Consider the following 24,034-nt stretch of genomic DNA (forward strand, 5'->3'; position numbering starts at 1 on the left):
CGGAAGGACACGTCCGCGCGGGTCAGGGGACGCCTTTGACGCAACTGCCCTGTTCAGCGGGGTCAGATGGCGGACTGCCTGGGCACCGGGTCAGGCTCATTCGGGCACTCACGCGTCCTGGCGCAGCACCTGTTCGAGGAGCGAGATCAGCGTCTCCTTGCCGGACTCCCGGTCCCGGGCGTCGCACAGCAGCACCGTGGTGTCCGGGCCGAGGTCGAGGGCGCGGGAGACCGCTTCCGAGGAGTGCGAACGTACGCCGTCGAAGCAGTTCACGGCGACGATGAACGGGATGCCGCGGCTCTCGAAGTAGTCGACGGCGGGGAAGCAGTCGGCGAGCCTGCGGGTGTCCGCGAGGACGACCGCGCCGAGGCACCCCGTCGCCAGCTCGTCCCACAGGAACCAGAAGCGGTCCTGGCCCGGCGTGCCGAACAGGTACAGCGCGAGGTTCTCGCGCAGCGTGATGCGGCCGAAGTCCATGGCCACGGTGGTCGTCGACTTGGTGGTGACGCCGTCGAGGTGGTCCACTCCGCGCGAGGCGACCGTGAGGTCCTCCTCGGTGCGCAGCGGACGGATCTCGCTGACGGACTCCACCATCGTGGTCTTGCCGACGCCGAAGCCGCCCGCGATCAGCACCTTCAGGGCCGTGAAGTCGGCGCGGGAGGTCGGGTCAGAGTGCGCGAAGGCCATTGATCACTTCTCGGAGGAGGTGGGCGTCGGGACGGGCATAGGCGGCGGGTTCACCCGTGTCGGGGTCCGGGGCCGAGGCCCGCGGCGGCACGACGGTGACGAGCGACTTCGCCGCCAGGTCGCCGAGCAGGACGCGGACGACGCCCAGCGGGAGGCCGGAGTCGGAGGCCAGATCGGCCAGGGGTCGCGGGCCCCGCAGGCACAGGGCGAGCAGCTCGCGCTGTTCGGGCGGCAGCGGGCCGTGCGGTCTGGTGCGGGTGGGGCCGACGATGGCCATGAGGTCCATGCGTTCCGCTCCGTTGCCGGTGCGGGCGCGGCCCGCGGTCATGGCGTAGAGCCGGACCAGGGGCCCCGCGTCCTCGTCGTAACGGTCGGACCAGGCGTCCATGCGGTCGGGGGGCTGTGACGTCACGCGGTATCGCCGTCCGAGCGGTTCGGGACGCCGAGGTGTTCGCGGACGCGGTCGACGAGCAGCGCCATCTCGTACGCGACGAGGCCGATGTCGGCGTGTCCGTCGGTGAACACGGCGAGGCAGGAGCCCTCGCCGGCGGCGACCACGAACAGGAAGCCGCCCTCGAGTTCGACCATCGTCTGGACGACGCCGCCCGCGTTGAAGTGGCGGCCCGCGCCCTTGGCGAGGGAGTGGAAGCCGGAGGCGATCGCGCAGAAGCGCTCCGACTCGTCGCGGCCGAGGCCCGTGGAGGCGCCGACGCAGAGGCCGTCGCCGGAGAGCATGACCACGTACCGGACTTCGAGGACGCGGGCGGCCAGCTCGTCGAGGAGCCAGTCGATGCCCATGGGGTGGTCGTCCTGGCCGCCCGCCAGGCCGGTGACGTTGTACGTCGGGGTCATCGGTGTCCTCCGTCTTCTTCGCGGGCGGCGCGGGCGCGGCGGCGGCCCGAGCTCAGCGAGGTCATGGTGGCGCGGGCGGCCTCAGGGGACCGTCCGCCGGCCCCGGCCCGCTCGCCCTGCGCGGGCGCGGCGTCCCGCAACTCGGGGCTGATATTGGCCTGCCGCACGCGCCGCGGCAGGTCCTCTCCGGTACCGGGGCCGGCGTCCTGGTTGTCGGCGCGCTGCGCCGGGGTCTCCGCCATGCCGTGGTCGACGCCTCCCGTATCGGGTGCGCCGCGCCGGGGTGCCGCCTTGCCCACCCTGCCGCCCAAGGCGGCAGATTGCCCAAGGCGGGACGGCTCCCCTCCGGGGCCGCGACGGGTGGGCAATTCAAGCCCCTCCGGCGATTGAGGAGCGGGGGCCGGGGCGGAGCCCCGGAGCGGAGGACGGTCGACCGACAGATTCACCAAAAGGTGCTGCGGGATGAAGACGACCGCGGTGATGCCCCCGTAGACCGAACGCCGCAGCGTGACGTCCAACCGCTGCCGCTCCGCGAGCCGATTGACCACGAAGAGCCCCAGCTTGCGGGAATCGAGCAGGTCGATGTCACTGGCCGTGATCCGCGCATTCGCATCGGCCAGCGCCTCGTCGCTCATGCCGAGCCCCCGGTCCTCGATCTCCAGGCAGGCACCCGCACCGACCGGTTCGCCCCGGACCACCACGGGCGTGTGCGGCGGCGAGAACGCCGAGGCGTTCTCGGCGAGTTCGGCGACGAGGTGCACGACGTCGGCGACGGCCGACCCCGCGAGGGACAGCTCGGGGATGTCCTGGAGCTGGACCCGGTCGAAGTCGGGCGTCTCCGCGAGCCCGGCCCGGACCGCGTCGATCAGCGGCACCGGGTTGCGCCAGGCGCGCCCCGGGGCCGAACCGGAGAGGATGAGCAGGGACTCGGCGTGCCGGCGCATGCGCGTCGTCAAGTGGTCGATGCGGAACAGGTCCTCGAGGTCGGTGGGGTCCTCCGTGCGGCGCTCCATGGCGTCGAGGAGGTCGAGCTGCCGGTGCAGCAGCACCTGGCTGCGGCGGGCCAGCGACACGTACACACCGGAGACGCCCGTGAGGACTGCGGCCCGGTCCGCGACCGCGCGCAGCGCCGCGCGCTGCACGGTGGTGAGGGCCGCGCCGACCTGTCCGACCTCGTCGCTGTGCGGCGTCTCGTCGAGCGGCGCCTCCTTGTCGAGGTCGACGTCCTCGCCGTTGTGGATGCGCCGCATGGAGGCGGGCAGCCGGTTCGCCGCCATGTCGAGCGCGGCGTTGCGCAGGCCCGTGAGGTCGGCGACGAGACCGCGCCCGATCCGTACCGACAACAACAGCGACACGATCACACCGACGAGACCGAGGATCACGGCGATGCCTGAACTGCCCAAGGAGGAGAGGGAGTACGGCTCGGCGCCCGCGGCCTCGTCGATGGCGCGCGACTCGGCCTTGTCCAGGGCGGTCAGGGTGGTCCGCGCGTCCGACTGCCAGCGCCCGGCGGGCACCGCGTCGGCGGCGTTCCTGGAGTCCGCGGCGAGGACCATGTCCTGCACGTGGCTCAGGTCCTTGGCGCCCGCGGTGCCGAGCGCGGCGCGGAAGGCGGCGGCGTCCCGGCCCGGCAGGTCGGGCAGCGCGGCCTCCGTGAGGCTGCGCTGCACCGCCACGTCGCCCACGAAGTCGCGGTACTGGCCGGGCGTCATGCCCCCTTCGGCCGCGTGCGCGGCACCGAGCAGCGCGTCCTGGCGGCTCAACGCGTCCCGGGCGCGGGTGAGTTGGAGGAGCGTACGCGCCGTGTCGCTGTCGGCGGCCGCGAGTTTGGCCCGTACGGACAGGGCCCGCTGGATCGCGGTGTCGTAGCCGCCGATGGCCGCCGTGCCGCCCCGGGCCGCGGCCTTCTGGCGCGGCCCGGACAGCGAGTCGGCGCTGAACCTCAGCTTCTGGATGCGGTCGGGCAGCGACGCGTCGAGGTCGGCGAGGTCGGTGCTGATGGAGCGCAGGCCCGCGGTGAGGGCGTCGACCGCCTTGTCGGTACGGGCCGTCGACGCGGTGAAGTCCTGTCGCGCGGCGGCGTCGTGGGCGGCGCGGTACTTCATGGCGGCCGCGCGTTCGTCCTGCACGGCGACGGTGAACCGTGAGATCGGCGTGACGAGCGCCGAGTTCACCTCCTTCAGCTGCTCCTTGTCGGATATCTGGGACGCCGTGGTCACCGCGGCATGGCCCCACAGCGCCATCACGGAGACGACGGGGACCGTGAGCAGGGTGACGACCTTGGCTCTGATCGATTTGGAGCGCAGCCGTTCGGGCAGCGCAAAGCGCGCGGGCATGGGACAGCTCCTCGGCCGGGCCTGAGTGGTGTGAGGGGGGTGGGAAACGCGGCTACGCGGCGGGCAGTTCGACCTCGTGCAGCGGGCGGGCCGCGGCCTCGCTGCGCGCACGCTCGTCGGCCGTCGGCGACAGCGCGACGAAGGCGCAGGTGAGGAAGAGGAACGAGCCGAGCACGACGGCCAGCGGCAGGATGAACGCGGTCGCGGTGGCGCCGGACAGCGGCGCGGTTCCCGGGTGCACGGCGACCTTCACGGCGGCCATTCCGGTGTAGTGCATGCTGCTCACCGCGAGGCCCATCACGAGGGCGGCGACGGCCGCGATCACGGGTCCGCGCACGGACAGCGCGGCCCACAGCGCGGCGGACGCGGCGACGACGGCGATGGCCACGGAGGCGGCCACGAGCACGGGGTCGTAGGACAGCGAGCCGTTGAGCCGCACGGCCGACATGCCGATGTAGTGCATCGCGGCGACGCCGAGCCCGGTGCCGAGGCCGCCGAGCAGCACGGACAGCGCGCGCGACTTCCCGTATCCGGCGAAGAACACGCCCGCGCCGACCACCACGATCGCCACGAGCAGGCTCAGGAGCGTCAGGGGGATGTCGTAGCGGATCGCCGTGCCGTCGACGGCGTAGCCGAGCATCGCGATGAAGTGCATCGTCCAGATGCCGGCGCCGATCGCGACGGACGCGGTGAACAGCCAGTTGCGCTTGGACCGCTGTGCCGCGGCCTGGGCGCGGGCGGTGCAGCGCAGGCCCAGTGCGGATCCCACGACCGCCATCGCATAGGACAGGACGGGGGTGATCCAGCCGCCTGTCATGTGGTGCATGTGCCCCACGTTTTCCTCTCACTCTTCACAAGGATTGGCATCGGCCCCCCGACCGACCGGGACGCTAACACGCATGTGACGGCTTGATCAGAGCGGTGAATGGCCCGAATCAGAGGGGTTACCGACTGGTAGAGCCCGAGTTCATGGGGCCTTCACAAAGTGGCGCGTCCTGTGACCGAGGGTGCGGTTGCGACTCTTGTCACGCCGCGCCTCGGGACGGTCCGGACATTGCCGCTGTTCCTCGCGGGACGCCCATGAGGAGAGGTTTCAGGAGGTGCCGTTCCCCGCGACGGGGGCCCGGCTCAAGAGGTGCCGACGCGCAGGGCCTTCGCCAGCGCCCCCTCCCCCGCCACGGCGACGCGTCCGGAGCGCGCCGCCTCGACCAGGCCGAGCGCGCCGCGGGCCACCTCCGCGCACACCTCCGCGTCCAGGGTCAGCCGCGCGTCCGGCTCCCCGTCCGGGTACGCCCCGTCCCCGTACACGGGCTCCGCGCCCACCCTTACGTGGAAGACCCCCTCGTCGACCCGCACCTCCACCGCGCCCGGCTCCCCCAGCGCCTCCAACTGCCGCGACAACGGCAGCGCAAGCCAGTGCGCCCGCACCGCGTCGGTGGGCCGCCGCTCGGCGAGTTCCGGCGCGCCCCACTCCCCGAGCGCCCGGAGCACGGGCAGCAGTCCGCGGCCCCGCTCGGTCAGTTCGTACACGTACACGGAAGCGGGCGCGGGCAACCTCCGGCGCACGGCGATCCCGTCCCGCTCCATGCCCTTCAGGCGCGTGGCCAGCATGTCCGTACTCACACCCGGCAGATCGGCATGCAGGTCCGTGTAGCGGCGCGCCCCGGCGAGGAGTTCGCGCACGATCAGCAGGGTCCAGCGATCCCCGACGACGTCGAGGGCGCGGGCTGCGGCGCAGTACTGGTCGTAACTTCGGCGTGGCATGACGCGCAGTCTATGCAACTTGTTGGACTTTCCAAGCACCCACTTGGTAAAACCAAGCAACAACGGTTCAGCACAGTGGCACCTGGTCCGCCTGGAGGGCAAGCGCATGGAGTTCCGGCAGTCGAGCAAGCTGAGCGAGGTCTGTTACGAGATCCGCGGCCCGGTGATCGAGCACGCCAACGCGCTCGAGGAGGCGGGCCACAGCGTGCTGCGCCTGAACACCGGCAACCCGGCGCTGTTCGGCTTCGAGGCGCCGGAGGAGATCGTCCAGGACATGATCCGGATGCTCCCGCAGGCACACGGGTACACGGACTCGCGCGGCATCCTCTCCGCACGCCGCGCGGTCGCCCAGCGCTACCAGGCGCTCGGCCTCGACGTCGGCGTGGACGACGTGTTCCTCGGCAACGGCGTGTCCGAGCTGGTCTCGATGGCGATCCAGGCGCTCCTGGAGGACGGCGACGAAGTCCTCATCCCGGCGCCGGACTTCCCGCTGTGGACCGCCGTCACCACGCTGTCCGGCGGCAAGGCCGTCCACTACCTCTGCGACGAGCAGTCGGACTGGTATCCGGACCTCGCCGACATGGAGTCGAAGATCACCGACCGCACGAAGGCGGTCGTCATCATCAACCCCAACAACCCGACCGGCGCGGTCTATCCGAAGGAGATCGTCGAGGGCATCCTCGATCTCGCCCGCCGGCACGGCCTGATGGTGTTCGCCGACGAGATCTACGACCAGATCCTCTACGACGACGCGGTGCACCACACCGCCGCCACCCTCGCCCCCGACCTCGTCGTCCTCACCTTCTCCGGCCTGTCGAAGACGTACCGGGTGGCCGGGTTCCGCAGCGGCTGGATGGTGGTCACGGGCCCGCAGCAGCACGCGAAGAGCTACCTGGAGGGGCTGACCATGCTGGCCTCCATGCGGCTGTGCCCGAACGCCCCCGCCCAGTACGCCATCCAGGCCGCGCTCGGCGGCCGCCAGTCGATCCACGAACTCACCCGGCCCGGCGGCCGGTTGCTCGAACAGCGCGACAAGGCGTGGGAGAAGCTGAACGAGATCCCCGGCGTCAGCTGCGTGAAGCCCAAGGGCGCGCTGTACGCCTTCCCGCGCATCGACCCCAAGGTTCACAAGATCGTGGACGACGAGAAGTTCGTCCTCGACCTGTTGCTGCGCGAGAAGATCCAGGTCGTCCAGGGCACCGGCTTCAACTGGCCGAGCCCGGACCACTTCCGCATCCTCACGCTCCCCTACGCCGACGACCTCGATGCCGCGATCAGCCGGATCGGGCGCTTCCTGAGCGGATACCGTCAGTGACGTGATCACTTCGACAACGTGCGGTGCCTGTGGGCACTCGAGTCACACACAGTTCGCGTCCCCCGAGCTGGTCGGGCCCATCGTGTCCGGACGCTTCGACCGGGCCCGGGACCCGGCGTGGCGACAGTCGGGCGCGGCGACGGTCGAGGACTACGCGCGCTGGTGCGGGCACCTGTGCGGGGCGACGTGCCTGCGCATGGCGCTCGGCCCCGGCGCCCCTTCACTCTTCGAACTGCGCGACGGGGCGCTGAAGTTCGGCGCGTACCGGGTGGACGCCGAGGGCGAGATCCGCGGCATGATCTACGCTCCAGCGGTGGAGTACGTACGGGAGGTGCACGGCGTCGACGCGGACGTGCACCGCACGCTCGGCGCGCAGGAGATCGGCGAACTGCTCGACGCGGGCCGCCTGGTCATCGCCTCCGTGCACTACGCGATCCGCCGCCCGCACGAGCCGTCCCCCGGCCGCGGCGGCCATCTGGTCCTCGTCACGGCCCGCACGCGGGACGGCTCCGGGTACCACTTCCACAACCCCTCGGGCACGGACGCGGCGACCCGCACCGCGGAGCTTCCGGTGGAGCGTTTCGAGGAGTTCTTCGCCGGGCGTGGCATGTCCCTGGCCGTGGGGGCGGGACGATGACCGCGGCCCTCATAGCCGTGCTCGGCACGCTGCTCGGCTCGGTCGTCACCCATTTCTTCCAGAACCGGGCGGCGGTGCGCGGCGCGGAGCTGGCCCGTGCCGAGCAGCTGCGCCAGGAACGCATCTCCAGCTACAGCGCGTTCGCGGGCGCCGTGCACGACTACCGGCGCGGCCAGAACGACCGTTGGTTCCGCGCCCAGGAGAGCCCCGGCACCTCCGAGGCGGAGGCCTCCCGCTTCGCCTCGTACGAGGCCAGGATCGGCGCGCGGCAGGCCCTGGTCCGCGTCCAGTTGATCTGCGACGACCCGCGGCTGCGCCAACTCGCCGAGCACGCCTTCGAGCTGACGCACTGTCTGCACGACGCGACGGACGAGGCGGACCGCGACCGGCGCTCGCAGCGCAGCAAGGAGGCGCTGACCCGTTTCGTGGAGGCGGCGGCACCGAGCGTCCGCTGACAGCCCGGCCGGTCACCCCGGAGCCCCGTGCCCCGGCCGCGGGGCTCCGCTGCTCAATCGCCGCAGGGGCTTGACGGGTCCAGGACGGAGTCCAACGCCGAGACCGGGTCCCGGCCCGGCTCCCCGCGGGGCCACCACTCGTCCCGGCCGGGATCGGACTCGTAGCCGTACCACCGGCCGTCCCGGCCCAGGCGGAGCTGGACGGAGCGGGTCGACAGGTGGTTGCGGTGGGGGCGGAACTCCGGGTGCCCCATGGCGAGGAGCGCGGGGCGTGCGCGGTCGAAGGGTCCCGCCGGCGGGTCCCACTCCTCCTCCAGGACCGAGAGGCCCTCGAGCCCGCCCTGACGCCAGGCCGCGACGGCGCGCGCCAGATCCGTGGGCGTACGGCCCGTGCCACGCGACAGCGAGGAGTACAGGGCGCGGGTCGCCGCCGTGAGCCCGGAGCCGGGGTGCGCGGCGGCGAGCCGGACCGCGTCCTGCCAAGGGGTGAGGGCGGCGATCGGGTCCGTGCCGGTGGTGAGCAGCTCGTGGGCGCGGACACCGGCCTCCGTGGCGAGGAGGTCGAGGGCGAGCGGGTCGGGGGCGTCGGGCGCCTGGGGGTAGGAGGGCGGGCGCTCGGGGTGCGGCGGGGCCGGGAACTCCGGGGGCAGCTGCGGCAGTTGACCGCCGGCGCTCGCGTACAGGTCCTTCGCCGGGAGCGAGTCGAGCTCGGGGGCCCGCGCCTTGGAGCGCTCCGCCGCCTCGTGCACCGAGCTGCGCCGGGTCAGCGCCCGCAGCAGCTCCTGCTCGCCGCGCCCGCGCAGCAGGAACAGCACGAACGGGTCCTCGTCGAGGATCCGGGCCGTCTGGTAGCAGAGCGCCGCCGCGTGCTTGCAGGGGTGGCCGCGGTCCGGGCAGGTGCACTCGGGGCTGACGTCGTCGACCGTGGGCAGGAGGTCGGCCGACGCCGCCAGCGCGTGCGGCACGTCCTTGTCCAGGAGTGACGCCAGGTGTTCGGGGCGGGCCGCGGCCGTGTCCAGGAAGCGGTCCCAGGCCTCGTCCGGCAGTTCCCGCAGGCGCAGTTCGGCCCGGTAGGGGCGGGGGCGCGAGCCGTGCACGTAGGCGACGACGCGGCCCGGGGTGACGGTGATCGCGTCGACGTGCCCACGGTCGGCGTAGGCGCGGCCGCGGGCGAGGCGGCCCTGGTCGAGGGCGGAGTCCTCCAGGGCGTCGACCCAGGCGTTGCCCCACCAGGTGAGGGCGAAGTTGCCGCCCGGCTCGGCGCGCGGCGGCAGCGGCGGGAACGTGCGCCGCGTGTCCAGGTGCCGGGCCTTCGCCTGCTCGTCGGCGCCCGCGCGGCTCGGCACGTGCGGCCGGTGCGTCCTGTGGGGCCTGCGCGTCGGGCTCATCGCGTCGCCTCCCTGCGCAGCGTCACGAGATCCGTGAGCTCCCGGTCGGTCAGTTCGGTGAGCGCCGCCTCGCCGGTGCCGAGCACCGCGTCCGCCAACGCCCGCTTGGTCGCGAGCAGTTCGGCGATCCGGTCCTCCACCGTGCCCTCGGTGATGAGCCGGTGGACCTGCACGGGCTGGGTCTGCCCGATGCGGTACGCCCGGTCGGTGGCCTGCTCCTCCACCGCCGGGTTCCACCACCGGTCGAAGTGGATCACGTGCCCCGCGCGCGTGAGGTTGAGTCCGGTGCCGGCCGCCTTCAGGGAGAGCAGGAAGACGGGGACCTCACCGGACTGGAAGCGGTCGACCATGCGCTCGCGCTCGACGATCGTGCTGCCGCCGTGCAGGAGCTGGCTGGGGATGCCGCGGGTGGTCAGATGTGTGGCGAGCAGCTTGGCCATCGACACGTACTGGGTGAAGACGAGGACCGCCCCCTCCTCGGCGACGATCGTGTCCAACAGCTCGTCCAGGAGGGCGAGTTTGCCGGAGCGGCCCGCCAGGCGGGGGCGGGAGCCGTCGCTCTGGCCCTCCTTGAGGTACTGCGCCGGGTGGTTGCAGATCTGCTTCAGCGACGTGAGCAGCTTCATGATCAGACCGCGGCGGCCGATGCCCTCGGCCTCCTCGATCTGCGCCATCGACTCGCGCACCACGGCCTCGTAGAGCGACACCTGCTCGCGGGTGAGCGGCGCGGGGTGGTCGGACTCGGTCTTCGGGGGCAGTTCGGGGACGATGCCGGGGTCGGACTTCCTGCGGCGCAGGATGAACGGGCGGATCAGGCGGGCGAGGCGCTCGATCGCCTCCGGGTTCGTCCCGCCCTGGCCCTGGAGCGGGACCTCGCCCTCGACCACGCGCGCGTGCCGGGCGCGGAACGCCTTGAGCGGACCGAGCAGCCCGGGTGTCGTCCAGTCGAGCAGGGCCCACAGCTCGGACAGGTCGTTCTCCACCGGTGTGCCCGTGAGCGCCACGCGCGCGGGGGCCTCGATGGTGCGCAGCGCCTTCGCCGTCGCCGAGTTGGGGTTCTTCACGTGCTGCGCCTCGTCCGCCACGACCATGCCCCAGGTGTGTCCCGCGAGTTCGGCGGCGCGGGTGCGCAAGGTGCCGTACGTGGTGAGGACGAAGCCGCCCTCGACGCCGGTCAGGGCGCGGTCCACGCCGTGGAAGCGGCGCACCGGAACGCCGGGGGCGAACCTCTCGATCTCCCGCTGCCAGTTGCCGAGCAGGGACGCCGGGCAGACGACGAGCGTGGGCGCGGTCCTGGCGCGGCGCAGGTGCAGCGCGATGAGCGTGACGGTCTTGCCGAGGCCCATGTCGTCGGCGAGGCAGCCGCCGAGGCCGAGCGAGGTCATGAGGTCGAGCCAGGCGAGGCCGCGCAGTTGGTAGTCGCGCAGCGTCGCGTGCAGGCCCTCGGGCGGCTCGACCGTGTCGATGCCCCGGGTCAGCCGGTCGCGCAGCTCGGCGAGGCGGCCCGCGGGCACGGCCGCGACCCGCTCCCCGTCGACCTCGGCCTCGCCGGTCAGCGCGACCGCCAGCGCGTCGACGGGCTCGAGGAGGCCCAGTTCCCGCTTGCGGGCCTTGCGGACGAGGTCGGGGTCGACGACCACCCACTGGTCGCGAAGGCGCACCACCGCGCGGTGCGACTCGGCGAGCAGGTCCATCTCGCGCTCGGTCAGCGGGTCCCCGTCGAGCGCCACCTGCCAGTCGAACCTCAGCAGCTCGTCACTGTCGAAGAACGGCGTCCCGTCGGTGGCCGAGCCGGGCGCGGCCTGCGCGCGCACCACGGCGGTCGCGGTCAGCGAGCGGGCGATGTCGCGCGGCCAGTGCAGGGTCACGCCCGCTTTGGCGAGGCGGGCCGCGCCGGGCCCGAGCAGGTCCGTCAGCTCGCTCTCGGACAGGGCCAGGACGTCCGGCACGTCCTGCTCCAGGAGGCGGCCGAGCGGCGGCCAGGCCAGCGCGGCGCGGCGCACCGCGAGGACCGCGTCGATCCGGGTGCGCGGCCCGAAGTGGTCCCCGGCCTCCCCCGCCCACAGGCCCGCGGCGTCGACCACGCGCGTGGGGTCGGCGAGGCTGTGCACCTGGACGATGGCGGCGCCCGCGCGGCGGGCACCGGCGTCCCCCTCGGCCTCGCCGTCTCCCTCCGCGTCGAACAACGCGTACTGCGACAGATCGAGCCGCAGCGACACCTTCACGCCCGCGTCGAGCCCGGCCGCCGCCTCGACCGCCCAGGGGCGGGCCCGGGGAATGTGCTGGGCAGCAGCGGCGGCGAACGGCGCGCCCGCCGCGTGCGCCGCGGCCGGGGTGCGCGGCAGCGCGTCGGCCACGGCGTCGAGCAGGGCCCGCACCAGGGCCTCCGGCTGCGGGACCCGCAGCGGCCTGCTCCCCGGCACCGGTGTCGCGTACCCCTCGGGCGGCAGGGCGGCGGCGATGCCCCGCACCTGCGCCACGTCGTCCTCGTCGAGCGGGCCCGCGCGCCATGCGTCGTGGTCGGACGCGGTGAGGCCCGGCAGCAGGCGGCCCCGCGCCACCAGGTGCAGGGCGTGCGCGGCGGCCGCTCCCCAGGCGGCGGCCGCGGGGTGGGCGCTCCGGGTGCGGCGGGCCCGCAGCAGCAGCGGCAGCGCGTCGAGGACCGGCAGGACGAGGGCGGGAACCCGCTGGCCGCGCACCCCGGAGCCGTGCGGCCGCACGAGGGTCAGCTCGCCGTCGGCTCCCGGAAGGCCCGACCTGTCCGGCCCGCCCGGCCCCTCCGGCGCGTCCGGGGACCAGAACGCGATCCGCCCGGCGCGCGGCAGCGGATCGGGCAGGAAGACGGCGGCAGCGCTCAGGGGGACACCCGACAGCTCCGGCACGGTCGCGCCACCTCCCTTCCCTCTCTCCGCTCAGGCCTCGACGACCCCTAAGACCTTACGGGCCGGGTCTGACAATCCTTGATCCCATGCCCGGTGCCCCGCGTCCGGTCCGCCCTGGCCGCCCGATCCGCCCCTCCCGCCGGGCCCGCCCGCCGCCGCCCGGGGACAATGGCCGTGCCTCTGCCCATCTCCTAGCGAACAGGCGCGAACCTTGGGTGATCTGCTTCTCGTCCGGCACGGCGAGACCGAATGGGCCCTCACCGGGCAGCACACCGGCCTCACCGACATCCCGCTCACCGACAACGGCCGGGAGGAGGCGCGCCGCGTCGCTCCCCTCGTCGGCAGCTATCACATCGGGGCGGTCTTCGTGAGCCCCCTCCAGCGCACCCGGGAGACCGCCGAGCTGGCCGGCCTCAAGCGCTACACCGTCGATTCCGACCTGCACGAATGGGACTACGGCGGGTACGAGGGCGTCACCACGCGGGAGATCCAGCGCACCCGGCCCGACTGGTACCTGTTCGACGACGGGGTGCCGCCGGGGCCGCCCGAGCATCCCGGCGAGACGCCGGAGCAGGTGGGCGAGCGGGCCGACCGGATGCTCTCCAAGGTCGACGCGGCGCTCTCCAACAACGAGGGCAGCGTCGTCCTCGTCTCGCACGGCCACTTCCTGCGGGTCCTGACGGCGCGGCGCCTCGGACTGCCGCCTTCGGGCGGTTCGCACTTCCTGCTGGCGACGGGCACGGTCAGCCGGCTCACCTTCGAGCACGGCAGACCGGTGATCTCCGGCTGGAACCTGCGGCCCTGAGGGCATCCACCCCGGACGAACCGGCCCGTTGTCAGTCCCGTCGTGCACCATCGGTTCCAGACGGGAGGCACGCCATGACCAGACCGCCGACGGCCGCGCAGCGCCGCATCATCGAGGCCGCCGATCCGGAGACGGGCCGGATCTCCGGCACGCCCGCCCAGCTCGACCGGCTCATCGTGCTGAAGCTGGCGTTCCGGCACCCGCGGCCCCCGCACGAGCACTTCCTGACCCCGGCGGGCCACCGGTTGCGGGAGGCCGCGGACGAGCCCCCGGCCGCCGGTCCTGGACCGGCGGAGTCCGGCGGGGTGTTCGCCGCGCGGCTCGGCGGCGAGCCGCCCGGCGATGGGGGGCCCGCGCGGGCGCGCGAGGTGCGCACCGCCTGGCAGGGCCTGCTGGAGATACGCCGGATGACGAACCCGGACGGCGCGACGGACCGGCCGTGCGTCTGGGAGCGCGGCCGGCTCGCCCCGTCCGCCGCGCTCGCCCTGGAGGCCGCGGGCTGCGCGCCCGCGACCGGGGGCCGGGACGGGGACGGGGACAGTCCCGGCTATCGCGTGCAGGAGACCCCGCAGCCGGAGGCCGTCGCCGTGCGGCACCCGGACCCTGCCGGGCTCGCGGCGTGCGCGGCGGCGCTGCGGGAAGCGGGCTGGCAGGTCAGTGAGCACGCGGGGGCGCGCGGCGGACCCCGCTATCTGCTGGCCTCGCCCAGACGGGCGTAACGCAGCTCACGGCGGCCGGAATGCCGTACCCCACCCGCCTGTTGGCATGATCGGCACAACGCCCCATCATCGAGCCATCGAGAGGAACGTCGTGGCAGAGCAGTTTTCCGTACCGGTCGAGGTCCGCGGGTACGAGATCGATGTCAACGGACACCTCAACCAGGCCGTCTATCTGCAATACGCGGAGCACGCCCGCTGGTCGTTCCTGCGCCACGCCGGTCTCGACGAGAACGCCCTGCTCGGCCGCGGGGTGGGCCCCGTCGTCCTGGAGACGAACATCCGCTATCTGCGGGAGCTGCGCGCCGGCGACGTCGTCGACGTGAGCTGCGCCTTCGAGTTCGGCGACGGCAAGGTGTTCCGCGTCCACCAGACGCTCCGCAGGGCCGACGGCTCGGTGGCGGCCGAAGTGACCGCGGTGAGCGGCGTCATGGACCTCACGGAGCGCAAGCTGGTGAAGAACCCCGGGGAGATCTTCAAGGAGCTGGCCTCCGCCCCGGCCGTCCTCGGCCTCTGACCGTCCGCGCCGCCGCTCCCCCGCCATGGACATCCACAGCCGTTCCTACGGCCACCCCGACGCGGTCTCGCTCAGCGAGCAGGTGCAGGCCGAGTACCGCAAGCGCTTCGGCTACGACGACTTCACCGAGCTGCACCCCGGGCACTTCGACCCGCCGCGGGGCCTGTTCCTCGTCGCGTACGACGCCGGGGTCCCGGTCGCCTGCGGCGGCTGGCGGGCGCAGGAGCGCGACGACGCGGGCTACGCGGACGGGGACGCCGAGCTGAAGCGCATGTTCGTCGTGGAGCGGGCGCGCGGCCGGGGCCTCGCCCGGCGGATCCTGACCGCGCTCGAGGACAGCGCGCGGGAGGCGGGCCGTACGCGCATGGTCCTGGAGACGGGCGTGCACCTGCCCGAGGCGATCGGCCTGTACGAGGCCGACGGCTACCGTCCGACGCCGCCGTTCGGCCCGTTCCGGGAGTACGACGACAGCCGCTTCTACGCCAAGTCCCTCATCGGGCCCGCCGCTTCCGGGTCCTGACGGGTCGGCACCTGGACCTGGTTGAAGCCGTAGTACAGCGCGAGCGCCCCGTGCGCGGCGAGCGTCGCGGGCGCCGAGACGAAGGCGAGGCCGACGGTCGCCGGGTACCCCAGGGAGCCGAGGGCGAAGCGGACCCGGGTGCCCCTGGCCCCCTCGGGGTCGACGCGCGGGTGGAAGAGGTGCCCGCTGCGGGTCAGGTGCCACCACAGGGCCTGGAAGGAGAAGGACATCGCGACCATGGTGAGGCTGTAGACGGCGGCCGCGGTGTGCGCGGCGGCGTCGTCGCCGCGCAGGTACTCGGCGAGCATCGCCGTGGGCCACGGCAGCGCCGCGACGATCAGCAGCACCAGCAGGTTGAGGAACATCAACGTGCGGTCGACGCGCGCCACATGGCCGAACACCTGGTGGTGGTTGACCCAGATGATGCCGATGACCAGGAAGCTGACGACGTACGCCGCGTACGAGGGCCACTGCTCGCCGAGCGCGCGCCACAGGCTCTCGCCGTGTTCGACGTGCGGCACCTTGATCTCCAGGATCAGGAGTGTGACGGCGATGGCGAAGACGCCGTCGCTGAAGGCTTCCAGGCGCCCCGGGTCGCCGCTTCCGTGCCCCTTCGGACCGTTCATGCTCCCCCACCCCGATCCGTCCCGCGCCCCGTCCAACTCGCCCTGTTGTGACCGTACTTGAGCATTGTGCGCCCGCCAACGGATCCGGGCCGGACGAGCGCCGCACACCCCTTGCCTCCTCCCGCGAAGATCGCTACGGTCCGGTTCGACCCGCCTTTCTACGCGCGTCGACCTCGTTCACGGCACCATCCGAACGCCCCCATGCGAGAGGCCCCGCCCATGCAGTTGCGCCACAAGTCCCTGCTCTCCGCCGCCCTTGTCACGCTGGCCCTCGCCGCACCCGCCCGTGCGGGCGCCCCGGCGCGGTCCGCGCCGCCCACCGGTGACTGGCAGCAGGTCGGCGACGACGCCACGTCCGGGGTCAGCGGGCTCGCGCTCACCGGCGAGAAGGCGGCCGACGGCGCGGTGGAGGCGCTCGTCGTGCACGACAACAAGAAGCCCGGCCAGTCGCGGATCAGCCGCATCACCTTCCACCCCGCCGCGCCGAAGGACACGAAGGTCGCCCCGGTCGCGTGGGAGGGCATGGAGCCCAAGGACCTGGAGGCGATCGAGGCGGTGCCGGGCAAGGACGGCGAGTTCATGGCGCTGGCCAGCAGGGGCCTCGTGTACCGGCTGCACGTCGAAGGGGGCACCGCGCGCGTGCTCGACCTGGCGCCGCTGCCCGCCATCCCCGAGGGCGCGGACTTCGAGGGCTTCGCGCTCGGCACGGCGGCGCACGGGAGGACGGTCGCGGTGTGGGCGGACCGGGGCGCGGGCGCGGACCGCCCGGCGACGGTGTTCGCGGCCCCGTTCTCCTTCAACGAGTACGGGGAAGCGGAGTTCGGGAGCGTAGAGCAGGCGGAGTTCCGCGCGGCCTATCCGAAGGGGGATGTGCGGCACGTCTCCGACATGTCAGTCACCAAGTCCGGCCGGATCATGGTGGGTTCGGCCTCGGACGCCGGGGACGACGGGCCGTTCGCCTCGGCGGTGAGCGAGGCGGGCCGGGTGTCGCTGAACGCGTCGGGAACCGCGGCCACCCTGCGGATCGCCGAGCGGCGCGGCGTCCCCGACAGGTTCGACGGCCGCAAGATCGAGGCGGTCGAGTGCGTGCCGGGCGCGGACGGCCGGGCGCTGCTCGGCACGGACGACGAGAATCTGGGCGGATACCTGAAGTCGGCGCGCGTGTGCGGCGGGTGAGACGCGGCGGGGGTGGCGCCGCCGACCGCGCCACCCCCGCCGCGCCGCTCAGTGCGCCCCCGCCGCCGTCGGCTGGGTGCGCTGTTCCGCGATGTCGCCGCCCGACTCCATCGGCGACGTGACGTCGTCGGCGTCGCGCCCCTTGCCGATGTGGTTGAACAGCAGGTTGAGCACGACCGCCGCGACACAGCCCGTCGAGATGCCCGAGTCCAGGATGATCTTCGCGTTCTCCGGGAATGCGTGGTAGAACTCCGGCACCGCGATCGGGATCAGGCCCACGGCGAGCGAGACGGCGACGATGAGGACGTTGTTGTCCTTGTCCATGTTGGCCTTGACCAGGGTCTGGATACCGCTGGCCGCGACCGAGCCGAACAGCACGACACCGGCGCCGCCGAGCACCGGGCGCGGCACGACCGCGATCAGCGAGGCCGCCATCGGGCACAGGCCCATCAGGACGAGGAAGCCACCGCCGGCCGCGACCACGAACCGGCTGCGGATCTTCGTCATCGCGACGAGGCCGATGTTCTGGGCGAACGCGCTGCACATGAAGCCGTTGAACAGCGGGCTGACGGCGGAGCCGAGGGTGTCGGCGCGCAGACCGGCCGCGATCGTCTTCTCGTCGGCGGGGCGGCCGACGATCTCACCGAGGGCGAGCATGTCGGCGGTCGACTCGGTCATCGAGACCACCATGACGACGATCATCGAGACGATGGCCGCGCCCGCGAACTGCGGGGCACCGAAGTGGAACGGGGTCGGGAAGCCGATGATGTCGGCGTCGCCGACCGGCGAGAAGTCCGTGGCGCCGAACGGGATCGCGATCACCGTGCCGATCACCAGGCCGAGCAGGACCGCGATCTGCTTGACGAAGCCGCTCGTGAAGCGGCGGATGACCAGCACGATCACGAGCGTGACGCCGGCGAGCGCCAGGTTCTTCATCGAGCCGTAGTCGGGCGCCTTGACGTCGGGCCCCTGGGCCCAGCCGAAGGCGACCGGCATCAGCGAGACACCGATGAGGGTGATGACCGTGCCGGTGACGACCGGTGGGAAGAACCGCACCAGTTTCGAGAAGAACGGCGCGGCTATGAAGCCGAGCACACCCGCGACGATCACCGCTCCGAAGATGATCGGCAGCGCGTCGTCCTTGTCCTTCGTCGAGCCGACGACGGCGAGCATCGGGGCGACGCCCGCGAAGGTCACTCCGTTCACGAACGGGAGGCGCGCGCCGATCTTCCAGATGCCGAGCGTCTGGAGGAAGGTCGCGAGACCCGCCGTGAACAGGCAGGCGCCCGTCAGGAAGGTCAGCTCCTTCGGGCTGAGCCCGATCGCCGCGCCGACGATGAGCGGGGGCGCGACCACGCCCGCGTACATCGCCGCCACGTGCTGGAGACCCGTCGTCGCCATCTTCAGCGGTGGCAACTTCTCGTCTACCGGATGTTTGGTATGCCCCGCGGACTCGTCGGCGGGGGTCGTGCCTTGCTTGGTGAACCTGGGCTTCGTCGCCACTGCGGCTCCTCCGGTTGTTTTCCAGCCCCGGCAGGCCGCCGGCGCTTTTCGCTTCTGGGAGGTGGTGCAAGGTGCAAGGTCGTGCTGGTGGTGCTGTTCAGTTGTTGTGCGCCCAGGTATTACTGGCCGCCCCGGGAACGTGAAGCTTTGGGCCACGTTCCGGGGCGGCACTCGGTCGAACAGCCCGCTCGGCAGCTCGATCGAGTCCCCGGCCAGGGGCCGTCCCCCCTGACCGGAGTCTCAAAAGGTCAGCTCTCGGCGGTGATCCGCGCGAGGCGCTGCGCCTCCGCCCGCGTGGAGCGGGCGATGGCGTCCTCGTCGACGTGCAGCAGGCGGCTGTCCTCGACCACCGGCTTGCCGTTCACGAGGGAGAGGGTGACCGGTGCGGCCGCGCCGAAGACGAGCGCGGTCACCGGGTCGGCGATCGATGCGTGGGCGAGGGTGTCCATCTTCCACAGCACCAGGTCGGCCAGCTTGCCGGCTTCGAGCGACCCGATCTGGGTCGCCCGGCCGAGGACCTGCGCGCCCCCGTACGTCCCGAGGCGCAGCGCCTGACGGGCGTTCAGGGCCGCCTCGCGGTGCGCGCCGAGGCGGTTGATGAGGAGGGCGTTGCGCAGTTCGGTGTGGAGTTCGCCCGACTCGTTGGAGGCGGTGCCGTCGACGCCGAGGCCGACCGGGACACCGGCCGCCAGCATGTCGGGCACGCGGGCGATGCCCGCCGCGAGGCGGGCGTTGGAGGACGGGCAGTGCGCCACGCCCGTCTTCGTACGGCCGAACGCGGCGATGTCGGAGTCGTTCATGTGGACGCTGTGCGCCATCCACACGTCCTCGCCGAGCCAGCCCGTCGACTCGAAGTAGTCGGTCGGGCCCATGCCGAACAGCTCGTGGCAGAACTTCTCCTCCTCGACGGTCTCGCTGCCGTGGGTGTGAAGGCGCACCCCGAGGCGGCGCGCCAACTCGGCGCCCTGCTTGAGGAGTTCCGTGGACACCGAGAACGGCGAGCAGGGGGCCACGGCCACCTGCGTCATCGCGTCGAAGGAGTCGTCGTGGTGCTTCTTGACCGTCTCCTCGGTCGCGGCGAGCGCGCCGTCGAGGGTCTCGACGGCGAAGTCCGGCGGCAGTCCGCCGTCCTTCTCGCTGCGGTCCATGGAGCCGCGCGCCAGGGTGAAGCGCACTCCGGTCTCGGCGGCCGCCCGGATGATCGATCCGGAGAGGTCGCCGGAGCCCTGCGGGAACACGTAGTGGTGGTCCATGGCGGTGGTGACACCGCCGCGGGCCATCATCGCGAGGGAGCCCTGCGCCGCCGCGTACGTCATCTGCTCGTCGATGCGCGCCCACGTCGGGTACAGCGCCACCAGCCAGTTGAACAGATTGTGGTCCGTCGCCAGGCCACGGGTGATCCACTGGTAGAAGTGGTGGTGCGTGTTGACGAGGCCGGGTGTGGCCAGGTGGCCGGTGCCGTCGATCCGGCGGACGACGTTCTCGAGGCCCTCGGGCGCGCTGCCCGCGCCGATGGACTCGATCCTGTTGTCCGCCACGACGATGTGGCCCGAGGCGTACTCGGTGTCGTGCGCGTCGACCGTCGCGATGGCGACGTTCTCGATGACGATGCGGTTTGCCGTGGCAGGAGCCATGGTGCTTCCTTCAGTCGGTGTGACGTGTGGGCACGGCAGGACCCTAGGAAGATTTGAGTGCCGCGGCAGGTGCGCCACGGGTGCCGAGATGGTGGAAGAACAGATTGAGCGAGACGGCGACGAGCGCGCCCGCGCTGATTCCGGAGCCGAGCACGGTCTGCGCCCAGGCCGGGAAGTCGGCGTAGAACCTCGGTGCGGCGAGCGGGATGATGCCCGCGCCGAGCGAGACGGCCACCAGGATGATGTTGGAGCTGTCGTCGAGGCCCGCCTCGGAGAGCGTCCGGATGCCGCTGACGGCGATCGAGCCGAACAGCACGATGCCCGCGCCGCCCAGGACCGGCATGGGGACCATGGAGACGACCGCGCCGAGCATCGGGAAGACGCCGAGGATCAGCAGGGTGGCGCCGGCGACGGCGACGACGTAGCGGCTGCGCACCTTGGTCAGGGACACGACGCCGACGTTCTGGGCGAACGCCGAGGTCGGCAGGCCGCCGAAGATCGGTCCGATGAAGGTGGCGATGCCGTCGGTGCGCAGACCCCGGGTGATGGTCTTTCCGTCGCACTCGCGCTCGCAGATCTCGCCGATGGCGAGCATGCCGGCGCTCGACTCGGTCATCAGGACGAGCATGACGAGGCAGAGCGAGATGATCGCGGCGGGCTGGAACTCCGGCGCGCCGAAGGCGAACGGCGTCGGGAGCGCGGCCACGGGCGCGGACTTGAGGGAGCTGAAGTCGGCCATGCCGAAGGGGATCGCGGCGAGCGTGCCGACCAACATGCCGAAGAGCAGGGCGACTTGCTTGACGAAGCCCTTGCCGAAGCGCTGGATCAGCAGGATGACGACGAGCGTGAAGGCGGCGAGGGCGAGGTAGCGCATGTCGCCGTAGTCGGCGGCGGTCTTGTCGCCGCCCTGGGCCCAGCCGACCGGCACGGGCATCAGCGTCACACCGATGAGGGTGATGACGACGCCGGTGACGAGCGGCGGGAAGAACCTGAGGAGCCGTCCGAAGAACGGCCCGACCGCGAGACAGAAGACGCCCGCGACCATGACGGCCCCATAGATGGCGGGGAGTTGGTCGCCTTTGGCGTTCGTCTCGGCGATGGCGAGCATCGGTGCGATGCCCGCGGAGGACGCGGCGTTGACGAAGGGCAGCCGGTTGCCGACGAAGCCCTTGACGCCGAGCGTCTGGAGCAGGGTGGCGAGACCAGCGATGAGCAGCGACGCGGCGATCAGCCGGGTCTGGCCCGCGGTGTCGAGCCCGACGGCCTGGCCGATGATGAGCGGCGGGGTGACGACGCCTGCGTACATGGCGGCTATGTGCTGGAGTGCCGCGGGCGCGAGCCGCGACGGGTGGAGCTTTTCGTCCACCGGATGCACCTGCGATGCGGTGCTGCTCTCCGGTGGGGTGGAACACGGGCCCTCGGCTTCAGCCGGCCCCTTTGCTGGCACTGCCATTGCTTTATGTTCCCTCCGGGTGCTGCGTGCCCCCGCCGCCTGCGGGTGGGCGGGGGCACGCTGCCGCGTCAACTACGCCTGGGGCGTCAGAGGTTGGTCATGTCGACCGGGATGCGCTGGTCCGCGCCGTCCCTCAGGATGGTGGCCTCGATCAGGCCGTAGGGGCGGTCGGCGGCCCAGTACACGGCGCCGTCCTTCGCCTCGTTCTCCAGGCCGAAGGCCGAGAGGTCCTGCCGGAAGTGGTGCTTGTTCGGCGCGGAGAAGCGGATCTCGTCGATCTCGCTGCGGTTGTTGATGACGCGCGAACCCATCTGGAAGAGGGTCTGCTGGAGCGACAGCGAGTACGTCTCGACGAAGGCCTGGAGGATGTGCTTCTTCGACTGCTCGTAGGACTTGTTCCAGTTGGGCGTGCGCTCGTCGTCCACGCCCGTCCAGTTGTGCCGCCACCAGGTGGACAGCGACGTCGCGAGGATGCGGTCGTAGTCCTCCTTGAGCGTCGTGTACTTGTCCTTGATGTAGCCCCAGAACTCGGAGTTCGTGGTGTTCATGACGGTCAGGTCCTTGAGTCCGCTGAGGACCTCGAACTTCTCGCCGTCATAGGTGACCTGGACGAGCCGCGTCTCCTGGCCCTTGCGGACGAAGGAGTGCTTGACCTCGTCGGCGCCGATGAACTTGGAGCCCGCGTCGGATCCCGCGATGCGCTCCCAGGAGTACTCCTCGATGCGGATGCGCGCCCGGTGGATGGACGGCTGGCTCTCGACGAAGTGCCGGGCCAGCTCGATCCCGTACTGCTCCGCCGACTCGATGCCGTGTTCCTTGGCGAAGGCGAAGCAGGTGTTCTTGGTGGTGTCCGTCGGCAGGCAGTTGGCGTTCGACCCGGTGAGGTGGACGTCGTCGAGGTCACCGCTGAGGGCGACCGAGACGTTCAGGTCCTTGATGTGGTGGGTGTCGCCGTCCCGCGTGATCTTTACGACTCGGTTCTCGGCCTTGCCGTACTGGTTGTGTCCCAGGATCGTGGGCATGTCTGCTAGCTCCCTCGGTAAACGGAGTAGCCGAACGGGTTGAGCAGCAGCGGCACGTGGTAGTGCTCGCCCGGCTTGACGGCGAACGTGATCGCCACCTCCGGGAAGAACGCTCCGTTCGTGTCGCTGTCCCGATTCGCGGGGGCGTCCTGCTGCGCATCGGCTTGCTTCTTGTCGAAGTACGCCTCGGTCTCGAAGTCGAGGCGTACGTGGGTGGTGCCCTCCGGCAGCGCCGGCAGGTCCTTGCAGCGCCCGTCCGCGTCGGTGGCACTGCCGCCGAGCGCCTGCCACTCGGCGCCCGAACCGGCGCGCGCCGCAAGGGAGATGGCGACGCCCTCGGCGGGGCGTCCGATGCTGGTGTCCAGAATGTGCGTGGACACCGATGCCGTGGTCTCGGTGCTCATCAGGCGTTCGCTTCCTGTTCTTACGGTGCTTCTACGATGCGGGCCAGGCGAATGCGGTTGATCTTGCCCAGTTCGGCGCGGACGATCTCCCGCTCCTGCTCGGCGGTGTGGCCGATCCGGGTCCTGAGCGCATCGAGCATCTGCTCCCCGGTGGCGCCGGTGGCGCAGATGAGGAAGACGTGACCGAACTTGTCCTGGTACTCCAGGTTGAGCTCGAGCATCTCCTTCTTGAGCTCCTCGGAGGCCCCCGCCATGCCGCGCTGCTCGCGCGAGGACGTCGGGTCGCCGGGCTTCGGGCGGCCGATCGGCGGGTGCCCCGCCATCGCCTCGGCGAGGTCGTCCGCGGTCAGTTCCGCCATCGCGGCGTCACTGGCGGTGAAGAGGGTCTCTGCGGAAGCGAAGGGGCGCTGGGCGAGAAGCTTGCTCCCCCACGCCGATGAAGCACACACCTCGTGGAGCTCGGCCTGGGCCGCACTCTCGTCCGAGGTGTTGAACCGGGAGAGTCCCGGCGTCGAACCTGAAGTCACGGGGTGCCTCCGTGGCCTTGTGCTGGACGGGCTGCAGATAGCTAACGCCCCCGGAAACATCACGTCAACACTTTGTTGAAAACTCGGAGTTACAAAAAACCGCCGTCCGGATATCGGACGGCGGTGTGGAGGCGCACGCTCGGCTCGGTATCGTCCCAGGTCAGGGGGTCTTGTCCCGGTTGAGATAGTTGTAGACGGTGAAGCGGGAAACGCCGAGGGCACCGGCCACCGTCTCCACACCGTGACGTACGGAGAACGCTCCGCGCGCCTCCAGGAGCCGTACGACCTCCTGCTTCTGCCGGCGGTCGAGCGCGGACAGCGGCATCCCCTTGGTGCGCTCCATGGCCGCCAGGATGTGATCGAGCGAGTCCGCCAGCTGGGGCAGGCGCACGGCCACGACATCGGCCCCCTGCCACGCCAGCACCACGTCGTCGGGCCCCGCCCCCTCCGGCGGCATCAGCTCCCCGCCCATCGCGTCGACCAGTGGCTTCACCGCCGTGATGAAGGCGTCCCCGGTGTCGTTCACGCGTCGTCACCCTTCCCCTGGGGGTCCCCCACCACGTTGACCTGGAGCGAGATCCGCGTCGCCCCGCTCTCGAGGCTGCTGCGCAGCAGGGCGTCGACCGCGGTCAGGACCGCGTCCGCGCCGCCCTCCGCCGTATTGCCGAACGGCCCCACGTCGACCTCGTCGAGATCGGCCGCCTCGATGACCCGGCGCGCCGCGAGCGCGTGCTCGGGCGCCTCCTCCAGGTCGAAGGGCTCCGTCGTGAACTCCACTCTCAATCGCACGCGTTCAACCTAACCCGCATGAAGCG

At 71.9% G+C, this 24,034-nt stretch carries 25 protein-coding genes; 8 read left to right on the forward strand and 17 right to left on the reverse strand.

Translation table 11 applies throughout. The annotated features are described in order from the left end of the window. Positions 1 to 108 precede the first annotated feature (108 nt). From ACNYS0_RS10275 to ACNYS0_RS10300, 6 genes are all read right to left on the reverse strand, one after another. Positions 109 to 687: a GTP-binding protein gene (locus tag ACNYS0_RS10275; RefSeq protein WP_422472549.1), complete on the reverse strand. Its 579-nt coding sequence runs from the start codon at positions 685 to 687 to the stop codon at positions 109 to 111. After that, the gene (locus tag ACNYS0_RS10280; RefSeq protein WP_422472551.1) at positions 668 to 1,099 is read right to left on the reverse strand and encodes a DUF742 domain-containing protein; all 432 of its coding nucleotides are present in this window, start codon (positions 1,097 to 1,099) and stop codon (positions 668 to 670) included. Before ACNYS0_RS10280 ends, ACNYS0_RS10275 begins: the two co-directional genes overlap by 20 nt. Beyond that, positions 1,096 to 1,539: a roadblock/LC7 domain-containing protein gene (locus tag ACNYS0_RS10285; RefSeq protein WP_422472553.1), complete on the reverse strand. Its 444-nt coding sequence runs from the start codon at positions 1,537 to 1,539 to the stop codon at positions 1,096 to 1,098. Before ACNYS0_RS10285 ends, ACNYS0_RS10280 begins: the two co-directional genes overlap by 4 nt. Further along, positions 1,536 to 3,875 (reverse strand): sensor histidine kinase, encoded by a 2,340-nt coding sequence (locus ACNYS0_RS10290; protein WP_422472555.1) that lies wholly within the window; start codon positions 3,873 to 3,875, stop codon positions 1,536 to 1,538. Before ACNYS0_RS10290 ends, ACNYS0_RS10285 begins: the two co-directional genes overlap by 4 nt. A gap of 52 nt (positions 3,876 to 3,927) precedes the next feature. Further along, positions 3,928 to 4,710, reverse strand: coding sequence for an MHYT domain-containing protein (locus tag ACNYS0_RS10295; RefSeq protein WP_422472557.1), 783 nt, complete (start codon positions 4,708 to 4,710; stop codon positions 3,928 to 3,930). Between the two features lie 293 nt (positions 4,711 to 5,003). Further along, positions 5,004 to 5,639, reverse strand: a complete 636-nt coding sequence (locus ACNYS0_RS10300; protein WP_422472559.1) for a winged helix-turn-helix transcriptional regulator — start codon at positions 5,637 to 5,639, stop codon at positions 5,004 to 5,006. A gap of 106 nt (positions 5,640 to 5,745) precedes the next feature. On the opposite strand from ACNYS0_RS10300, the gene ACNYS0_RS10305 reads away from it, so the two are divergent. From ACNYS0_RS10305 to ACNYS0_RS10315, 3 genes are read left to right on the forward strand one after another with little or no spacing between them, the layout of a single operon-like run. Next, the gene (locus ACNYS0_RS10305) at positions 5,746 to 6,954 is read left to right on the forward strand and encodes a pyridoxal phosphate-dependent aminotransferase (RefSeq protein WP_422472561.1); all 1,209 of its coding nucleotides are present in this window, start codon (positions 5,746 to 5,748) and stop codon (positions 6,952 to 6,954) included. A 4-nt stretch (positions 6,955 to 6,958) separates the two neighbouring features. Then, positions 6,959 to 7,591 carry a peptidase gene (locus tag ACNYS0_RS10310; RefSeq protein ID WP_422482563.1) on the forward strand — a complete coding sequence of 211 codons (633 nt, stop codon included), beginning with the start codon at positions 6,959 to 6,961 and terminating at the stop codon, positions 7,589 to 7,591. Continuing rightward, positions 7,588 to 8,046, forward strand: a complete 459-nt coding sequence (locus tag ACNYS0_RS10315; RefSeq protein ID WP_422472563.1) for a hypothetical protein — start codon at positions 7,588 to 7,590, stop codon at positions 8,044 to 8,046. Before ACNYS0_RS10310 ends, ACNYS0_RS10315 begins: the two co-directional genes overlap by 4 nt. A gap of 53 nt (positions 8,047 to 8,099) precedes the next feature. Here the strand turns inward: ACNYS0_RS10315 and ACNYS0_RS10320 are convergent, their stop codons facing one another. Together ACNYS0_RS10320 and ACNYS0_RS10325 are read right to left on the reverse strand one after the other, a co-directional pair. After that, positions 8,100 to 9,434 (reverse strand): SWIM zinc finger family protein, encoded by a 1,335-nt coding sequence (locus ACNYS0_RS10320; RefSeq protein ID WP_422472565.1) that lies wholly within the window; start codon positions 9,432 to 9,434, stop codon positions 8,100 to 8,102. Continuing rightward, positions 9,431 to 12,316 carry a DEAD/DEAH box helicase gene (locus tag ACNYS0_RS10325; RefSeq protein WP_422472567.1) on the reverse strand — a complete coding sequence of 962 codons (2,886 nt, stop codon included), beginning with the start codon at positions 12,314 to 12,316 and terminating at the stop codon, positions 9,431 to 9,433. Before ACNYS0_RS10325 ends, ACNYS0_RS10320 begins: the two co-directional genes overlap by 4 nt. 211 nt (positions 12,317 to 12,527) lie before the next feature. On the opposite strand from ACNYS0_RS10325, the gene ACNYS0_RS10330 reads away from it, so the two are divergent. The 4 genes from ACNYS0_RS10330 (at position 12,528) to ACNYS0_RS10345 (ending at position 14,874) form a co-directional block, all read left to right on the forward strand. Then, on the forward strand, positions 12,528 to 13,121 hold the full coding sequence (locus ACNYS0_RS10330) for a histidine phosphatase family protein (RefSeq protein ID WP_422472569.1): 594 nt from the start codon (positions 12,528 to 12,530) through the stop codon (positions 13,119 to 13,121). Positions 13,122 to 13,195: 74 nt separating this feature from the next. Further along, entirely contained in the window at positions 13,196 to 13,840 is a 645-nt protein-coding gene (locus ACNYS0_RS10335) for a hypothetical protein (RefSeq protein WP_422472571.1), read from the forward strand. A gap of 91 nt (positions 13,841 to 13,931) precedes the next feature. Next, positions 13,932 to 14,354, forward strand: coding sequence for an acyl-CoA thioesterase (locus ACNYS0_RS10340; RefSeq protein WP_422411172.1), 423 nt, complete (start codon positions 13,932 to 13,934; stop codon positions 14,352 to 14,354). A gap of 25 nt (positions 14,355 to 14,379) precedes the next feature. Next, complete coding sequence (locus ACNYS0_RS10345; protein WP_422472573.1) at positions 14,380 to 14,874, forward strand: GNAT family N-acetyltransferase; 495 nt, start codon at positions 14,380 to 14,382, stop codon at positions 14,872 to 14,874. Here ACNYS0_RS10345 and ACNYS0_RS10350 read toward each other — a convergent pair. Then, positions 14,832 to 15,500, reverse strand: coding sequence for a TMEM175 family protein (locus ACNYS0_RS10350; protein WP_422472575.1), 669 nt, complete (start codon positions 15,498 to 15,500; stop codon positions 14,832 to 14,834). The two genes, ACNYS0_RS10345 and ACNYS0_RS10350, sit on opposite strands and share 43 nt — an antisense overlap. 219 nt (positions 15,501 to 15,719) lie before the next feature. On the opposite strand from ACNYS0_RS10350, the gene ACNYS0_RS10355 reads away from it, so the two are divergent. Next, positions 15,720 to 16,676, forward strand: coding sequence for a hypothetical protein (locus tag ACNYS0_RS10355; protein WP_422472577.1), 957 nt, complete (start codon positions 15,720 to 15,722; stop codon positions 16,674 to 16,676). Positions 16,677 to 16,724: 48 nt separating this feature from the next. Here ACNYS0_RS10355 and ACNYS0_RS10360 read toward each other — a convergent pair whose 3' ends face one another. The 8 genes from ACNYS0_RS10360 to ACNYS0_RS10395 all read right to left on the reverse strand — a co-directional run bounded on the left by ACNYS0_RS10360 (position 16,725) and on the right by ACNYS0_RS10395 (position 24,008). Then, positions 16,725 to 18,077 (reverse strand): nucleobase:cation symporter-2 family protein, encoded by a 1,353-nt coding sequence (locus ACNYS0_RS10360; RefSeq protein ID WP_422482565.1) that lies wholly within the window; start codon positions 18,075 to 18,077, stop codon positions 16,725 to 16,727. Between the two features lie 350 nt (positions 18,078 to 18,427). Next, entirely contained in the window at positions 18,428 to 19,813 is a 1,386-nt protein-coding gene (locus tag ACNYS0_RS10365) for an 8-oxoguanine deaminase (RefSeq protein WP_422472579.1), read from the reverse strand. 43 nt (positions 19,814 to 19,856) lie between these two features. Continuing rightward, positions 19,857 to 21,266, reverse strand: coding sequence for a nucleobase:cation symporter-2 family protein (locus ACNYS0_RS10370; protein ID WP_422472581.1), 1,410 nt, complete (start codon positions 21,264 to 21,266; stop codon positions 19,857 to 19,859). 86 nt (positions 21,267 to 21,352) lie between these two features. After that, the gene (gene pucL, locus ACNYS0_RS10375; protein ID WP_266715277.1) at positions 21,353 to 22,288 is read right to left on the reverse strand and encodes a factor-independent urate hydroxylase; all 936 of its coding nucleotides are present in this window, start codon (positions 22,286 to 22,288) and stop codon (positions 21,353 to 21,355) included. A gap of 5 nt (positions 22,289 to 22,293) precedes the next feature. Then, on the reverse strand, positions 22,294 to 22,692 hold the full coding sequence (gene uraH / locus ACNYS0_RS10380; protein WP_422472584.1) for a hydroxyisourate hydrolase: 399 nt from the start codon (positions 22,690 to 22,692) through the stop codon (positions 22,294 to 22,296). 20 nt (positions 22,693 to 22,712) lie between these two features. After that, complete coding sequence (gene uraD / locus ACNYS0_RS10385; protein WP_422472586.1) at positions 22,713 to 23,219, reverse strand: 2-oxo-4-hydroxy-4-carboxy-5-ureidoimidazoline decarboxylase; 507 nt, start codon at positions 23,217 to 23,219, stop codon at positions 22,713 to 22,715. A gap of 160 nt (positions 23,220 to 23,379) precedes the next feature. After that, positions 23,380 to 23,691 (reverse strand): helix-turn-helix domain-containing protein, encoded by a 312-nt coding sequence (locus tag ACNYS0_RS10390; RefSeq protein ID WP_422482567.1) that lies wholly within the window; start codon positions 23,689 to 23,691, stop codon positions 23,380 to 23,382. A 50-nt stretch (positions 23,692 to 23,741) separates the two neighbouring features. After that, complete coding sequence (locus tag ACNYS0_RS10395; RefSeq protein ID WP_385762172.1) at positions 23,742 to 24,008, reverse strand: hypothetical protein; 267 nt, start codon at positions 24,006 to 24,008, stop codon at positions 23,742 to 23,744. Between the last annotated feature and the right edge of the window lie 26 nt (positions 24,009 to 24,034).

It is taken from the genome of Streptomyces anthophorae, from assembly GCF_049310305.1.
Classification (GTDB): Bacteria; Actinomycetota; Actinomycetes; order Streptomycetales; family Streptomycetaceae; genus Streptomyces.

Coding starts and splice junctions, on each gene's coding strand:
- ACNYS0_RS10275 (WP_422472549.1), bottom strand. CDS start 687: ATGGCCTTCGCGCACTCTGACCCGACCTCCCGCGCCGACTTCACGGCC.
- ACNYS0_RS10285 (WP_422472553.1), bottom strand. CDS start 1,539: ATGACCCCGACGTACAACGTCACCGGCCTGGCGGGCGGCCAGGACGAC.
- ACNYS0_RS10290 (WP_422472555.1), bottom strand. CDS start 3,875: ATGCCCGCGCGCTTTGCGCTGCCCGAACGGCTGCGCTCCAAATCGATC.
- ACNYS0_RS10300 (WP_422472559.1), bottom strand. CDS start 5,639: ATGCCACGCCGAAGTTACGACCAGTACTGCGCCGCAGCCCGCGCCCTC.
- ACNYS0_RS10305 (WP_422472561.1), top strand. CDS start 5,746: ATGGAGTTCCGGCAGTCGAGCAAGCTGAGCGAGGTCTGTTACGAGATC.
- ACNYS0_RS10315 (WP_422472563.1), top strand. CDS start 7,588: ATGACCGCGGCCCTCATAGCCGTGCTCGGCACGCTGCTCGGCTCGGTC.
- ACNYS0_RS10320 (WP_422472565.1), bottom strand. CDS start 9,434: ATGAGCCCGACGCGCAGGCCCCACAGGACGCACCGGCCGCACGTGCCG.
- ACNYS0_RS10335 (WP_422472571.1), top strand. CDS start 13,196: ATGACCAGACCGCCGACGGCCGCGCAGCGCCGCATCATCGAGGCCGCC.
- ACNYS0_RS10345 (WP_422472573.1), top strand. CDS start 14,380: ATGGACATCCACAGCCGTTCCTACGGCCACCCCGACGCGGTCTCGCTC.
- ACNYS0_RS10350 (WP_422472575.1), bottom strand. CDS start 15,500: ATGAACGGTCCGAAGGGGCACGGAAGCGGCGACCCGGGGCGCCTGGAA.
- ACNYS0_RS10355 (WP_422472577.1), top strand. CDS start 15,720: ATGCAGTTGCGCCACAAGTCCCTGCTCTCCGCCGCCCTTGTCACGCTG.
- ACNYS0_RS10360 (WP_422482565.1), bottom strand. CDS start 18,077: ATGGCGACGACGGGTCTCCAGCACGTGGCGGCGATGTACGCGGGCGTG.
- ACNYS0_RS10365 (WP_422472579.1), bottom strand. CDS start 19,813: ATGGCTCCTGCCACGGCAAACCGCATCGTCATCGAGAACGTCGCCATC.
- ACNYS0_RS10370 (WP_422472581.1), bottom strand. CDS start 21,266: ATGGCAGTGCCAGCAAAGGGGCCGGCTGAAGCCGAGGGCCCGTGTTCC.
- pucL (WP_266715277.1), bottom strand. CDS start 22,288: ATGCCCACGATCCTGGGACACAACCAGTACGGCAAGGCCGAGAACCGA.
- uraH (WP_422472584.1), bottom strand. CDS start 22,692: ATGAGCACCGAGACCACGGCATCGGTGTCCACGCACATTCTGGACACC.
- ACNYS0_RS10390 (WP_422482567.1), bottom strand. CDS start 23,691: ATGGGCGGGGAGCTGATGCCGCCGGAGGGGGCGGGGCCCGACGACGTG.